Source organism: Paludibacter sp. 221, from assembly GCF_010501035.1.
Taxonomy (GTDB): domain Bacteria; phylum Bacteroidota; class Bacteroidia; order Bacteroidales; family Paludibacteraceae; genus QVMH01.
The window spans coordinates 1-13,885 of sequence record NZ_QVMH01000033.1 but is presented as its reverse complement, the minus strand read 5'-3'; the positions used below and the strand labels follow the sequence as shown (position 1 = coordinate 13,885).

The 13,885-nt window shown below is 39.4% G+C and carries 15 protein-coding genes; 6 read left to right on the top strand and 9 right to left on the bottom strand.

Annotated features, from left to right (window positions below; translation table 11 throughout):
- Positions 1–24: 24 nt before the first annotated feature.
- The 4 genes from lpxB to gldF all read right to left on the bottom strand — a co-directional run bounded on the left by lpxB (position 25) and on the right by gldF (position 3,295).
- A complete protein-coding gene (gene lpxB / locus D0T49_RS08030) occupies positions 25–1,194 on the bottom strand; it encodes a lipid-A-disaccharide synthase (RefSeq protein WP_163630167.1) in 1,170 nt (389 codons plus the stop codon).
- A gap of 269 nt (positions 1,195–1,463) precedes the next feature.
- Complete coding sequence (locus D0T49_RS08025; protein ID WP_163630164.1) at positions 1,464–1,751, bottom strand: hypothetical protein; 288 nt, start codon at positions 1,749–1,751, stop codon at positions 1,464–1,466.
- A 27-nt stretch (positions 1,752–1,778) separates the two neighbouring features.
- Positions 1,779–2,591, bottom strand: coding sequence for a 5'/3'-nucleotidase SurE (gene surE, locus D0T49_RS08020; RefSeq protein ID WP_239057043.1), 813 nt, complete (start codon positions 2,589–2,591; stop codon positions 1,779–1,781).
- Positions 2,573–3,295 (bottom strand): gliding motility-associated ABC transporter permease subunit GldF, encoded by a 723-nt coding sequence (gene gldF, locus D0T49_RS08015; RefSeq protein WP_163630162.1) that lies wholly within the window; start codon positions 3,293–3,295, stop codon positions 2,573–2,575. Before gldF ends, surE begins: the two co-directional genes overlap by 19 nt.
- A 134-nt stretch (positions 3,296–3,429) precedes the next feature.
- Between gldF and D0T49_RS08010 the strand changes: the two genes are divergently transcribed.
- Complete coding sequence (locus D0T49_RS08010) at positions 3,430–4,674, top strand: acyloxyacyl hydrolase (RefSeq protein WP_163630160.1); 1,245 nt, start codon at positions 3,430–3,432, stop codon at positions 4,672–4,674.
- The gene (locus D0T49_RS08005; protein ID WP_239057042.1) at positions 4,650–5,723 is read left to right on the top strand and encodes an endonuclease/exonuclease/phosphatase family protein; all 1,074 of its coding nucleotides are present in this window, start codon (positions 4,650–4,652) and stop codon (positions 5,721–5,723) included. Before D0T49_RS08010 ends, D0T49_RS08005 begins: the two co-directional genes overlap by 25 nt.
- An 87-nt stretch (positions 5,724–5,810) precedes the next feature.
- On the opposite strand, the gene D0T49_RS08000 is transcribed toward D0T49_RS08005, so the two are convergent.
- A complete protein-coding gene (locus D0T49_RS08000) occupies positions 5,811–6,536 on the bottom strand; it encodes a hypothetical protein (RefSeq protein ID WP_163630158.1) in 726 nt (241 codons plus the stop codon).
- An 861-nt stretch (positions 6,537–7,397) separates the two neighbouring features.
- Between D0T49_RS08000 and D0T49_RS07995 the strand changes: the two genes are divergently transcribed.
- Together D0T49_RS07995 and murA are read left to right on the top strand one after the other, a co-directional pair.
- A complete protein-coding gene (locus tag D0T49_RS07995) occupies positions 7,398–8,000 on the top strand; it encodes a DUF4290 domain-containing protein (RefSeq protein WP_163630156.1) in 603 nt (200 codons plus the stop codon).
- Between the two features lie 36 nt (positions 8,001–8,036).
- Positions 8,037–9,350 (top strand): UDP-N-acetylglucosamine 1-carboxyvinyltransferase, encoded by a 1,314-nt coding sequence (murA, locus tag D0T49_RS07990; protein WP_163630154.1) that lies wholly within the window; start codon positions 8,037–8,039, stop codon positions 9,348–9,350.
- A 52-nt stretch (positions 9,351–9,402) separates the two neighbouring features.
- Here murA and D0T49_RS07985 read toward each other — a convergent pair whose 3' ends face one another.
- Positions 9,403–9,795: a helix-turn-helix domain-containing protein gene (locus tag D0T49_RS07985; protein ID WP_163630152.1), complete on the bottom strand. Its 393-nt coding sequence runs from the start codon at positions 9,793–9,795 to the stop codon at positions 9,403–9,405.
- A gap of 107 nt (positions 9,796–9,902) precedes the next feature.
- Here D0T49_RS07985 and D0T49_RS07980 point away from each other — a divergent pair, with 107 nt between their 5' ends.
- A complete protein-coding gene (locus D0T49_RS07980) occupies positions 9,903–10,112 on the top strand; it encodes a hypothetical protein (protein WP_163630150.1) in 210 nt (69 codons plus the stop codon).
- 31 nt (positions 10,113–10,143) lie between these two features.
- Positions 10,144–10,635, top strand: a complete 492-nt coding sequence (locus D0T49_RS07975) for a hypothetical protein (protein WP_163630147.1) — start codon at positions 10,144–10,146, stop codon at positions 10,633–10,635.
- Here D0T49_RS07975 and D0T49_RS07970 read toward each other — a convergent pair.
- The 3 genes from D0T49_RS07970 to metF all read right to left on the bottom strand — a co-directional run bounded on the left by D0T49_RS07970 (position 10,632) and on the right by metF (position 13,564).
- A complete protein-coding gene (locus tag D0T49_RS07970; protein WP_163630146.1) occupies positions 10,632–12,122 on the bottom strand; it encodes an oligosaccharide flippase family protein in 1,491 nt (496 codons plus the stop codon). The two genes, D0T49_RS07975 and D0T49_RS07970, sit on opposite strands and share 4 nt — an antisense overlap.
- Positions 12,123–12,182: 60 nt before the next feature.
- The gene (locus D0T49_RS13215; RefSeq protein WP_370519639.1) at positions 12,183–12,347 is read right to left on the bottom strand and encodes a DUF4834 family protein; all 165 of its coding nucleotides are present in this window, start codon (positions 12,345–12,347) and stop codon (positions 12,183–12,185) included.
- Positions 12,348–12,616: 269 nt separating this feature from the next.
- Positions 12,617–13,564, bottom strand: a complete 948-nt coding sequence (metF, locus tag D0T49_RS07965) for a methylenetetrahydrofolate reductase [NAD(P)H] (protein WP_163630143.1) — start codon at positions 13,562–13,564, stop codon at positions 12,617–12,619.
- Positions 13,565–13,885: the final 321 nt, after the last annotated feature.

Here is a 13,885-nt window from a genome sequence, read left to right as displayed (position 1 = left end):
ATTTTACATATCTATATTACTATATTATTTCTTTCCGGTTTTCTTTTTCACCCCTTCTCTCTTATCCACCCTCAAATACTTTACAATTAATTTAGCAGCATTTTCGGCAGCACCCGGCTTACCCAGCGTCTTTCGTATTTGCGAATAATTATTCAGCATGGTTTGCCGGTAATTCTCATTTCTGAGAATAAGCTCCAATTCAAATGTCACATTAGCCGCTGTAAACTGGTGTGCTACAAGCTCTTTTACTACTTCTTTCCGAGCTATCAGGTTTACAAGCGAGATGTACTTAACGCGAATGACTATTTTTTTGAGGAACGAAGCCAACCGCCCAAAAGCAACATGATAAACAACCACCTGAGGCGTACCAATAAGTGCAGTCTCAAGCGTAGCTGTGCCAGAGTTAACCACAGCCGCAGAAGCCTGTTGCAGCAGTTCGTAAGTTTGGCCAAATACTATATTTACAGCCTTTCCACCCAAAACGGAAGAATAAAATTCGGGCTCGATACCCGGAGCACCCGAAACCACAACCTGATAATCGGTAAAATGTTCGGCCGACTTAAGCATAGCAGGCAAACAAGACTCGATTTCCTGCTTGCGGCTACCCGGAAGTAGAGCGATTATAGGTTTATAAGCCAAATTATTCAGCCGCCAAAATTCCTCCTCTGTCTGCTCCTGATTAGGACGCTTACTAACAGAATCGACCGACGGGTTGCCCACATATTCTACCGTATAATGCCGTTTTGCATAAAACTCGGTTTCGAACGGTAGGATAGTAAACATCCTGTCGATATAACGCTTGATCGAACGTACACGGAATTTTTTCCATGCCCATACTTTAGGGGATATATAGTAGTAAACAGGGATATCAAGATTCTCTTTTACAAAACGGGCAATCCGCAGATTAAAACTGGGATAATCGATAAGAATCACCACATCGGGCCGAAAATCCAATATAGCCCGGTGGCATGCTTCCATGTTATCTTTTATTTTCGAAGCATTTTTTATCACTGCGATGAAGCCCATATAAGCCATATCGCGGTAATGCTTCACCATCTCACCCCCTTGGGCAGCCATCAGGTCGCCTCCCAAAAAGCAAAAATCAGCATTCTTGTCCTTACGCTTAAGCTCGCGCATCAGATTCGACGCATGTAAATCGCCTGAGGCCTCGCCTGCTATAATAAAGTATTTCATATAAGTCAACGATTCGTTAAACTTTTAAAATTCAAAGTTTTTTATTTTTGTAACGTACTCTTAATCATACATTTATAAGTCACACTACACTTTTGCAATCGCCTGATTATCAGCAATATAAGAAGTTCGATAAACTATTGATAAGTACTACCTTATGCCACATAGGTTCTGTTAGTTCTCACATAAATATGTAGACCTTTTGTCACATAATACTTCGCTTACCAAGCAACAGCAAGGAAAACCAGAAAAAAAAGGATTTCATATTTTTTTCAGGTAAACATAAAAATACTTATAATCAGATACGGCATCATACCAGCTATTACCCCTGCCCCTGCCTTAAACCAATCCATCTTGTAAAAAATAAAAGTCAGCACCAAATCGGGCATGATAGACAGCAACAACAACTTTCCAAACAACACATGTCCCCACAACTGCCTCAAAGAATCGAAGAAAGAAGCATCTCCCGGATAAAAATTATTCAGGTACAACCATAAAAACGTAAGCGGCAATAGCAGTCCGCACAAAATCCCTGTTATAATATGGTTGAAACGCTTCATCTTATACTTAACAAGCCACCCTTTACCTTATTCTATATCAAAATTCCACTTTTTCAGTTCTTCCATAAAAGTGTAATCGGTCATATCAATTCGTGTAGGCACTACAGATATATAGCCATTTGCCAACGCCCATTCATCCGTATCTTGTGCATCCGGTTCCGCGTTTTTAAAATAACCCGTCAGCCAATAATAATTACCGTTACCCCTTGGGTCGTTACGCTTATCAAATTCCTCAGTCCAATATCCGTCGCACTGGCGCGATAGTTTTACACCTTTTATTTCTCCCATAGGGGCATTTACATTTAAACACACACGCGATGGAAACCCTTGTTCCAAAACCTGACGGGCAATGTTTAAAACATACGGTCTGAAATAATTAAAATCAGCATTCATCGAATGGTCGGTGATAGAGAAGCCAATGGATGGGATACCATTTTCGCAACCTTCGAAAGCCGCTCCCATAGTTCCCGAATAAATCACATTGATTGCCGCATTAGAGCCGTGATTTATACCCGACACAAGCAAATCGGGCTTTCTGCCGCACAAGAGTTCATTCAATGCCAGTTTCACACAGTCGGTAGGAGTACCGGTACACGAATAGCGTGTTATATTACCGGTTTCATCCACTTTTTTAAAACGGATAGGAGCTGTTACTGTCAGCGCATTAGATTGTCCCGAATGAGGGAAAGCCGGCCCTAATACTACAACATCGCCTAACTCGGCCATCAACTCCGAAAGTACCTTAATACCTTTGGAATCGACCCCATCATCATTTGTAACTAATATCAATGGTTTATTCATATTATCGTTTAAATTATTTTCTACTTTTTGATTCTCCATGTAGTAGCCGTAATAAACAATACTATTAGCACTACAAAATATACAATGTCGCGCGAATCTATCACACCACGGCTCATCGACTTGTAATGTGCATGTATGCCCAGACCCTCTAAAAAATAAATGGTTTTACCCGAACTGAAAAAGCTACCAAGCAGCTCGAAACCATAATAAAAAAAGAAGCACAGCACCAACGCAACTATAAAAGACACTATCTGATTTTTCGACAACGAGGAAGCAAAAGTTCCTATCGCCACATATACCGCAGCCAAAAAAATCAACCCGATGAAAGCTCCCCAAAACCCGCCGGCATCAACATTGCCGATAGGCTCGGCCAAATACCAGACAGACAGGTAATAAAGGATAGTAGGTATCAAAGCCATGCAGACCAACACCCAACCAGCCAGATACTTTCCCAAAACCAATTGTAGCCTGCTTATAGGCTTTGTTATAAGCAGTTCCCACGTTCCGGTTTGTTTTTCTTCGGCAAACAACCGCATGGTAATAGCCGGACAAAGGAATAAAAACAACCAAGGGGCTAAATAAAACAAACCATCCACATTGGCATATCCCGCGTCAAGAATATTGTATTCGCCGGGAATTACCCATAGGAACAGCCCCGTAAGCAAAAGAAAAATACCGATAACTATATAACCGGTAGCATTGCTGAAAAACGCATGTAGCTCTTTTTTAAAAATTGAAAACATCTATTGCCTTTTCCTATTAAAAACCAAACAGGTAAATATATTAATCCTTGTAAATATCTGCGGAAAATATATACTTTTGTGGAGTCAAAGGTAGCCAAAAATATTCAATCGGATATTCAAAATTAAATATTGATATGAAAAAAGCATTGTTATTATCTATTATATGTTTTGCTGTTTTCGACAGCATATCGGCACAAACTTCGAAAAACTACAAGATTAAAGCCGAGTACATGTATGGTACAATTCTGAAGCACAATAAGCACTTGGAAAACCTTGTAACAGGCCCTTCGATGGGTGGCGAAATAGCAGTGGAATTTCAAACTATGGGAGAAAAGGACTGGCACCAGTACCTGAATTTTCCCGTGGTAGGAGTTGGTGCTGTTTTTATGGATTTCAGCAACTCCGAGATGCTGGGACAAGGACTGGGGCTTTATCCATATATGAATATCCCCCTTATCAGAACCAACTATTTTATCCTCAACTTAAAACCGGGAGCAGGACTTAGTTTTTTAAACAAAAGATACAGCAATACTCCACATCAAGAAGGTACACTAAGTGGCCCTAACGGTGAACCGAATCAGGCAAATGCCGCCATAGGTTCTGTAATGAATGTGTTCTTAACTTTAGGTGGAAACCTCGAAATACCTATCGCAGCAGGGTTGAGCATAACTGCCGACTATGCGTGGAACCACGTATCAAATGGCAGTATCGTACAACCCAACTCCGGCATTAATATGATGAATGCTTATGTAGGGTTAAAATACTTCCCGAACCACAAAAATTATCAAAAACCTGTAAAAAAGACCATAAATAACGTACCTGACCTTTGGTCGTTCGAATTGACTGCTGCGGGCGGCATACGCCAATTGTATTATCAAGATGGGGAAAATTACGGGATTGCTTCTTTATCATTTGGCGCATACCGCACCTTATCCAATTGGTACCGTATGGGGCTGGGAGCCGATGTTTTTTACGACGGGGTGTATGGTGCAGTAAACGTAGCAGGTGAAGGACGGGAAATCGACACTAGCTATAAACGCACTTACATAAAATCGGATGAGTTCAAAAATAAAATGCGCGCGGGTATCTCATGGCAACACGAATTTATGATTGGGCGTTTAACAGCCGGATTCCATTTTGGGCTATATCTGTACGACCCGATAAAAAACTTGGAACCTTATGCCAAGGTAAAAGAAAACGGCGCTCCATTAAACAAATCGCTGATATATAAGTACAACATCGACAAAGAAGATGGATGGCTTTACACACGTGCCGTTGCCCGCTATGCTATAACCGATCATCTGTTTGTTTCCGTAGGACTGAAAACACATTTGCAAAAAGCGGAATTTATAGAATGGGGACTGGGCTGGAAATTCTAAGAAGCAAATTGAAGATTGCCTTATCAGGATTTCTCGTTTCATTTTTATTTGCGTCCTGCTTATCGTCCGGCACAAAAGCAACTACCGAGTGTGTGGCTATAGGCTTCTATAATTTAGAGAATTTGTTTGACACCATTGACAGCCCCGGAGTGAATGACATAGAATATACTCCGAATGGGCTGAACAAATGGAACACATACAAATACAACTCTAAACTGGAACAAATATCGTATGCTATTTCCCGGATAGGGTTAGAACACTCTCCGCTTGGGGTAGCCATATTAGGTGTTGCCGAAGTAGAAAACCGTAAAGTGCTCGAAGACCTGACAAGTCAGCCCGATATTGCCAGTCGCCCATACGAAATAGTTCACTACGACAGCTCCGACCCACGTGGAATAGATGTAGCATTGTTGTACAACCCTGACCTTTTTACAGTATCTAATAGTGTTACTTATCCATTATACATTAAGGACGAACCCGATTTTCGCACCCGCGACCAACTGTTGGTAAGTGGCTATCTACTGCACGAAAAAACACATATAATTGTAAATCATTGGCCTGCACGTTACGGTAATGAGCTGGCGTCGCGTGCCAAACGAATTGCTGCTGCCGGCGTAACCAAATCCATTGTCGACTCCATATGTAAGATAGAGTCACATGCCAATATCATAATTATGGGCGATATGAACGACGACCCTTCCGACGAAAGTACCGCAGTCTTTCTGGGTGCAAAAAAGAATCCCCGACATGTAAAAAAAGGAGCATTATACAACCCCATGTGGGCACTTCAAGACAAAGGAAAGGGGTCGTCTGTTTACAAAGGGCAATGGAACTTGTTCGACCAGATTATTGTTTCGTACGATTTGCTACACACACCACGCACCGGTTTAAAGTTTTGGAAAGCAGAAGTATTCAATGCTCCATTTCTTACACATCAGGAGGGAGAAAACATTGGTACTCCCATCCGCACACACTCGCAAGGCACATGGCTCAATGGTTATAGCGACCACTACCCCACCCTTATTTACCTTACGAAAGAGGTAAAATAAAAAACTCGTACATCATTATATATACAACCAAAAAGAGAAGACTTCGGTCTTTTCTTTTTGGTTGAATACTATAACAAAAGGACTACCCTACTCAGCCATCCGCACGGCATCTACACTCCCCCAGTTAAGGCGCAACATAATATTAACTGGATTTACACTAAAGAATCTCACATCGTAAATGCCGGCATCCATGTACTTAAAATTTACAAGAGTAAAAAAATCTCCAATCGAATTGGCGGAAGGAGTAACAGTAGTTGCATAAAATACTGCGTCATCTTTTAGCAACTGTACTAAGATTTGGCGACCACCTGTACCTAACCAACCTGCAATACCCTTGAAAACGAGCATATAAGTACCGGCATACGCAATATTAAGACGAGCAAATGTAACATCAACAGGAACATTTTCTATTTTAACTTCGTCATCTCTCAATCGAGTGCTAGTAGCAGCATTAAAGTATTGACTAGCCCGTCGCCAAACCGATCCATACCACACATACACTCCTCGCTTCAGTTCACCCGTTTCTGTTGTATTATACACCTGCAAACCCTCGTGGGCAGCTTTAGCACCCGCTACAGCCTCCTCTTCAGCCGTCAGGCATGGTTGTAGCGAAGTCAAACTCACCAATGCCACTTTTGGCAAGCCAAGACCTTTTGTTGATTTCCCGTCAGCCCCCATTTTTAAATCGAGTAATGCACCTGTACCTGGTGCTACTTCCGAACCAATTGTTACTTGTGCTTCGGTACTACCAAATGCAACGAATATCATTGCAAATAAGATTACGAAAATCTTTAAAATCTGTTTTCTGTTCATGATTACTTAATTATTAATGATTAGTGATTAATTATTATTTCTTTCTATTTTCTATTCGGGCGAAAGATTTTTCGCCCCTACATTTTTTTATTTATATTCCAAAATCCCATAGAGATTAAAGTTTGGTAATAATATGGATTCCCACGTTAAAAGCGTGCCGTAGGTACGCTACTTTATCCATATCCGTAAAGCGGACTTGAAGCCGCTATACGGAATGATATCCCACAAAGCCACACAAAGAAAAACACGGAGCTTCGCACAGAGGCAAATAACACTCTGTAAAACTCCGCGAACGACTCTGTGTGGCTCTGTGAAACACACAACCAACATTCATTATACAGAAAACAAGGAAAAACAAACAACGGTAGGGGCGAAAAATCTTTCGCCCTATAGTGGGATATAAATACGCAAAGGAAAAATAAGGGAATAAAATGGAAAAAAGGAATGGTAAGAAGTAATACCCAATTACGNCAAATTGTAAATGGCTTAGTCTCTCTCTCTCTCTCTCTCTCTCTCTCTCTCTCTCTCTAACAAAATAGAAATAACCGCAAACATTTTAACGTTTACAAAGACATTTTCTTGAGGTGTTATTTGCTGAGAAAGATTCATTTTTCATTTTTCACTCTTCTTTTTTATCTGAAGAATGTGGATACAAATGTAAATGCTTTGATTTTTTAGCACAAATATTTAACGAAAAACCCGAAATTACACATCAAATAAGAAAACTACCGATACTTCAATCCCCCATCATAAATTAAAAAAAATAGCTTATCTTTGCATAACATAGGATATGGCTTGGTATAGTTTAAGCAAATTTATCAACAGGCTTTCACTGTGCTTTGTGTAAAAATACAGACTTTTATGGAATATACTACAAATAAAAAACTTGTTATGCCTGAATATGGGCGTAATATCCAACAAATGATTGACCATGCGCTTACAATAGCAGACCGCGAGGAGCGTACGCGCTGTGTCAACACTATTGTTAACATCATGGGGAATTTATTTCCTTACCTGCGAGACATCAACGATTTCAAACATAAGCTATGGGACCACGTAGCCGTTATGTCCGATTTCAAACTGGATATTGACTACCCTTACGAGATAGTGAAACCCGAAAACCTGCATACAAAGCCGGAAGGTATTCCATACAAAAATTCGCGTATCCGCTATATGCACTACGGAAGAACACTGGAAGAAATGATTGAAAAAGTGGGCGAATATGAAGACGGAGAAGAAAGAACGGAGCTGATACGCCTCATTGCCAACCAAATGAAAAAGTGCTTCTTAACATGGAATAAAGAAGGTGTGGACGACCGAAAGATATTTGACGACCTGCACGAACTTTCAAAAGGGAGAATCAATATATCGGAAGATTTTCTTAAACTGGTGGAATCTAAAGACGTATTGAGCAGTAAAAAACCAAAGAAAGAACCAAGCAAAAAAGGTTACAAACAAAAATAATTGATTTCGAACAATTAAAAACAGAAAGCTAACCGGATGGCATCATTCATTATCGAAGGTGGACGTAAATTATCGGGTGAGATAACCCCGCAAGGTGCAAAAAACGAAGCATTGCAGGTTATTTGTGCAACTCTTCTGACCTCAGAAGAAGTAACTATAAGCAACATACCCGATATTCTGGATGTAAATAACCTGATAAGTCTGCTACGGGATATGGGCGTCAAAGTGCAGTGCGACGACAAAAACACATATACATTCAAAGCCGACAACATCAATCTTGATTTTTTCCGCACAGCCGATTATTACAAAAAAAGTGCTTCGCTCAGAGGCTCGGTAATGTTGGTAGGCCCGCTTCTTGCACGTTTTGGTGAGGCTATCATACCCAAACCGGGAGGCGACAAAATCGGACGCCGCAGGCTCGATACCCATTTCATCGGAATCCAAAAGCTGGGTGCTAATTTCGCATACGATGCTAAAAACGAACGTTACGAGATAAAAGCCGGAAAACTAACCGGATGCTATATGCTACTGGACGAAGCATCCGTAACAGGAACGGCAAACATCATCATGGCATCGGTACTGGCCGAAGGAAAAACCATTATTTATAACGCAGCGTGTGAGCCATACGTGCAACAGCTTTGTTATATGCTGAATGCCATGGGAGCAAAGATAAGCGGCATCGGTTCCAATCTGCTTACAATAGAAGGACGCAGCACGCTACAGGGTTGCCAACACAAGATACTACCGGACATGATAGAAGTAGGCAGTTTCATAGGGATGGCTGCCATGACTGCTTCCGAAATAACAATAAAGAATACTTCTTACCACGAGCTTGGAATCATCCCCGACAGTTTCCGCAGATTAGGAATAGAACTTACCCAAAAAGGCGACGATATTTTTGTACCTGAGCAAGAAAGCTATTCAATAGAATCATTCATTGATGGGTCTATAATGACAATATCTGATGCCCCTTGGCCGGGACTTACTCCCGATTTGCTCAGCGTTTTTCTGGTAGTTGCCGCAAAAGCTAAGGGAACTGTACTTATTCATCAGAAAATGTTTGAGAGCAGGCTTTTCTTTGTTGACAAACTTATTGATATGGGGGCAAAAATCATTCTTTGCGACCCCCACCGTGCTACTGTAATAGGCATGGGCAATAACCTGAAACTACGGGCTGCAACCATGAGCTCGCCCGATATACGCGCCGGAATAGCATTATTAATTGCAGCAATGTCGGCAGAGGGTACAAGCACCATCCACAATATCGACCAGATTGACAGAGGGTATCAAAATATCGATGAACGACTAAATGCATTGGGGGCTAATATAAAACGACAGAGCGACTGCTAAACATAAAAATTATACACATAAAAAAATGAGAATGAAGTTATAAATTTCATTCTCATTTTTTTAATTCTGTCAATACCTTATTTAACTCTTCTTTCAATTTTGCAATTTCCAACTGCTGTTCGTAAAGTGTCTTATAAAATCCCTCATCCGAGCTTGTTTTAATACTTTTATATTCAGGGACAGGCTCTTTCAGAATTCGTTTTTCTGAATCGTGCTCCTTAAAAGACACAGTAGGCATATCAAAAAAATAATTTACATCTACCTTGAAAAAATCAGCCATCTTTGCCAACGACTCTGCTGTCGGATTTTTATAAAACATAGCTGATTTTGAGAGACCAACCCGCTCTGCTATAGTGAATTGAGTTTCTCCTTTATTTTTCGATTGATAATCCATCACCAATCTCCTGACTACCTGCTTATTATATTTTATATTATTTATATCCATTCTAAGAATGTTCTATATATCATCCTATTTTTATTTTATATATTATATTTTAGATTATTTATAATATATTTGTAGTACTAATTTACAAATATATTTCTAAATTAAGAATGATGAAATCGGAAAATAATAAAATTTTAGCTTTTAAGGAGTATTACCAGTCACTTAGCGATAACGAAAAAAACTCTCTCAGAGGTATAATCACACAAAAGTGCGAATTCTCCACCTCTACATTTTACTACAAGTTAAAGAATAATAATTTCAAAAAACTCGAAATTAACCAGATTAGTATCATTATCGACAAAGTAAAAAAACAATAACAATTAACTAAAAAACCTAAATTACCCGATTATGAAATATGTCTTTTTTTATTCTTTTTTGATGATTGTCCTTTTCTATTCATGTACGAAGCCCCCCACTGACTACGACGAAAAAAGCTACATCAAATTTGAATATAATGATAGCATATATTACTTTTCAAACTCATCGACACATGCTGTATGGTTTTCTGAAAAAACACAAACCGAAGATTTTTTAATCGCAGGATATAACCAAATGCAAAACCAAGCATTTGGAATCATAATTAACAAAGATGTGGAAGCTGGAATAGTTTACGACATATTCAGTTCATCAAACGACCAACTGATTCCCGATATATGGATTAAATTTGATACAGTTTCGTCAATACAACTCACCGAAAACAAAGTAAAGAGAATAGGAGAAATAGAATTTACCCGGAAAACAAAAAACATAATAGGCGGAACTTTTCGATGTGAATTAAACCAAGGGTATATTTCAAATGGGGAATTTCAAATAAAAAATATCGTTTTGAACAATCTCTAACTGCGTTTTCTTATTCGCTTAATAAGCCCGTCGATTATCCCGTTCAAATCCGTAGATATTTTAAGAAGATAAACAAGCACTAAGGCTACAATGCCTACCAACGCTGTACGGTATATAATATCTATGATAACATTGCTAACTTGTGGTAGGAAATAATTAATCACAAATAATGCTACTATAACTCCAAATAGTTTCAGAATACCGATAGAAAATGGATTCCCCTTTATTTTCCGAAATACAATCCATTGCTGAAAACTTAATGAAATGATAGAAGAAATCAAAGTAGCAATAGAAGCACCAGTAACGCCCAGTACGGGGATAAGCAAGTAATTGGTCAAAACACCCAAGCCTGTAACAATAAAAACAAAAAACAAACTCCAATAATAATACTTGGAAAATTTGATTAATGTGCCACCAAAGCCGAGTCCCATCTCCAATAGTTTCGACAGCCCGATAAAGAACACAACCCATTTACCCAAAACATAAGTATTGCCATTGGGAATAATAGCAAAGATGCTGTCTATATTAATCCAAATGATTGTAAATATCAATCCTCCCGACATTAGTTGATGCAACGACACTTTTTTATACAGTTGATTAGCTTCCCGGGTATCGCCATTCTTCATAGCAGACGCCGCAATAGGCATGCAAATAGCAGAAATAGAGCGCGACGGAATATCAATAACCGTTGCCATATAAAATGCAATAGTATAAATACCTGTATAATCAAGCCCCATCTGCGAACTGACCATAAATATATCGAGCTTACCCAAAATACTACCTCCTAAAGCCGAAGTTAGTAAAAACAGGGTATATTTCGAAAAATCTTTCTTCAGAGGTTTACTTACATAAGAATAATCATGCTTCAATGAAACAGGCGCAATGCGCGAGACATAAAAAAGCACTGCCAGCATAGCTACGGCATACACTGCTATATACCCCCCAACGAAACCATCCCTACTGATTATATGAAATCCGTAAAGCAGATAAACCACAACGAGCATAAGCCTTACCCCCACTTCGCGTACGAATTTAGGCACTGCTATACGCATGTTTAAGGTGGCATAAGCCTCGAATACCGACCAAAAAACTAAAAATACAATAAGGGGAATAACCCAATAATAATAGGAAAGGAATAACGATGAGTTTTTCTCAAAAAACAAGTTAACCGGCTCTTTAAGAAGCAGGTAAACAGGAATCACAATCAAACACCCGATTAAAGGAATCAGAACCAAGTAAAAGAAAAAACCATTATGATTTTTCTCCTTGTCTTCAAAATAAGGGAAAAAGCGCAATGCAGATGAGGTAGTGCCCAACTGGGCAAAAGCGGCAAACAACAAGCCAACTTCCAGTATAACTTTCGTCAAGCCAATATCTTCCGGCTCCAGATACTCTGTAACCAAAAACATGGTGGTAATAAAACCAATGAAAGCCCCAATGTATGTAACGATTGTACCTTTCAGGCTTTGGCGAATAACTATACCCATACTTACCTTGTTTATTTCAGGAAACTACTCAACGAGCAAGCAAATGATTTAAAAGCATACTCATTTCGTATCGTCAACCTCTTCAAACTCAACGTACTCACCCTCATTTTCGGAAAAAACCTTATTGGGCTTCTCCTTACGAAAAAAAGAAGTACGCGAACTTTTTTGATTACCGTCACTTCTTCCTGTCCGATTAGAATTACGCGACCGGAACAACAATCCCATCCCTCTAAAAACAACGAGTAGGAAAGACAGAATAAGCAGAAAAATTATAGCGAATAAAAAAAGAAGGAGACTCATACAAATTTTTATAACATTGAATACTGTATTTGCATATAAAGCAAAGAACAGAAACAATTTCGTTCAAATTAATTTATCTTTACCTGAAAGTTCCAAAAAAAAACAGTTTTTTTTTGAACCAACACCTCTTATGCAAAAATAAGAAAACAATAAAAACAAATTCGATATAAAAAGTTTAAATTACTGAAATTTAATCAAAAAACAGCCTGAGCTACCCTCTTTACACTCTGCGTAGCCATCATGCTGTAAAAGTGGATACTTGGCACATTATGCGCTATCAAATCTTTGGCCTGCTGTATAGCCCACTCTACACCTACCTCCACTGCATCGGCATCGGTTTTACACTTGCGCATTTCCGCAGCAAAAGCCTCCGGTATGTCTGTGTGAAATATCTTTGGCAGCACAGTAAGCTGATTCATTAGGGTAACAGGCTTTATACCCGGAATGATTGGCACCGAAATACCAATAGAGCGGCACTTATCCACAAACCGGTAATATTTTTCATTATCAAAAAACATCTGCGTAACCAGATATTCAGCTCCATTATCGACCTTTTGTTTTGCATAACGCAAATCCGAATCCAAGTTAGGAGCCTCGTCGTGCTTCTCAGGATAGCAAGCCATACCATACGAAAAAGGCTGAATTAATGCTTTCATTTTAGTTCCGTCCAGAAACAATCCTTCGTTGAAATTATTTACCTGCCCCTGCAATTCAGTAGCCTGACAATGTCCGGTAGGGATAAACTGTTTCTCGTGTTTAGCCTTATCACCGCGCAACAGTAATAAATCTGTAATTCCTAAAAACTGCAAATCAATCAATGCATATTCCGTTTCATCTTTTGTGAAACCGCTGCAAATAATATGGGGAACTACAGGAATCTGATACTTATTCTGGATAGCGGCAGCTACCGCCACCGTACCCGGACGATGACGCTCAGCAACCCTCTCGAACAAGCCATTCGGCATTTCTTTGAAAACAACCTCGCTGCGATGGGTGGTAATGTTTATATATTTCGGGTCAAACTCGCGAAGAGTATCAATAGTTTTATATACAGTTTCGATGCCATTACCTTTCAGGGGGGGAAGCAACTCGAATGAAAAAGCCGTCGACTTGGCACTTTTTATTTTTTCTACAACGCTCATATTCCTAATTTTCTACAAAAATACAAATATAATTTGAGATTATATCTGCCTCAAATCTTATATCAAGGTAACCGCATCAAAATCTATTAAATCATGTTGATTTGGGGTTGCTAATCTACTTCATAGTCGTAGCTAATCTTTCCGCCTCAGCTGGTGAGCGTAAAGAAATTCAGCGTAACGTAGCGTTAAACAGGATTTGCTGTTTGACGAGTGTAGCGAATTAGCCCCTCCAAACCTCCCCATAAGGGAGGTTTTAGAGATTAAAACGTCAGAGACGGCTCCTTGTAAAAGATAAAACTAATATCTGGTTCTCCCCCCTTT

Bases quoted from the DNA above. Each gene is read 5' to 3' on its own strand.
- lpxB (WP_163630167.1), bottom strand. From the start codon at position 1,194: ATGAAATACTTTATTATAGCAGGCGAGGCCTCAGGCGATTTACATGCG.
- D0T49_RS08025 (WP_163630164.1), bottom strand. From the start codon at position 1,751: ATGAAGCGTTTCAACCATATTATAACAGGGATTTTGTGCGGACTGCTA.
- surE (WP_239057043.1), bottom strand. From the start codon at position 2,591: ATGGAGAATCAAAAAGTAGAAAATAATTTAAACGATAATATGAATAAA.
- gldF (WP_163630162.1), bottom strand. From the start codon at position 3,295: ATGTTTTCAATTTTTAAAAAAGAGCTACATGCGTTTTTCAGCAATGCT.
- D0T49_RS08010 (WP_163630160.1), top strand. From the start codon at position 3,430: ATGAAAAAAGCATTGTTATTATCTATTATATGTTTTGCTGTTTTCGAC.
- D0T49_RS08005 (WP_239057042.1), top strand. From the start codon at position 4,650: ATGGGGACTGGGCTGGAAATTCTAAGAAGCAAATTGAAGATTGCCTTA.
- D0T49_RS08000 (WP_163630158.1), bottom strand. From the start codon at position 6,536: ATGAACAGAAAACAGATTTTAAAGATTTTCGTAATCTTATTTGCAATG.
- D0T49_RS07995 (WP_163630156.1), top strand. From the start codon at position 7,398: ATGGAATATACTACAAATAAAAAACTTGTTATGCCTGAATATGGGCGT.
- murA (WP_163630154.1), top strand. From the start codon at position 8,037: ATGGCATCATTCATTATCGAAGGTGGACGTAAATTATCGGGTGAGATA.
- D0T49_RS07985 (WP_163630152.1), bottom strand. From the start codon at position 9,795: ATGGATATAAATAATATAAAATATAATAAGCAGGTAGTCAGGAGATTG.
- D0T49_RS07980 (WP_163630150.1), top strand. From the start codon at position 9,903: ATGATGAAATCGGAAAATAATAAAATTTTAGCTTTTAAGGAGTATTAC.
- D0T49_RS07975 (WP_163630147.1), top strand. From the start codon at position 10,144: ATGAAATATGTCTTTTTTTATTCTTTTTTGATGATTGTCCTTTTCTAT.
- D0T49_RS07970 (WP_163630146.1), bottom strand. From the start codon at position 12,122: ATGGGTATAGTTATTCGCCAAAGCCTGAAAGGTACAATCGTTACATAC.
- D0T49_RS13215 (WP_370519639.1), bottom strand. From the start codon at position 12,347: ATGGGATTGTTGTTCCGGTCGCGTAATTCTAATCGGACAGGAAGAAGT.
- metF (WP_163630143.1), bottom strand. From the start codon at position 13,564: ATGAGCGTTGTAGAAAAAATAAAAAGTGCCAAGTCGACGGCTTTTTCA.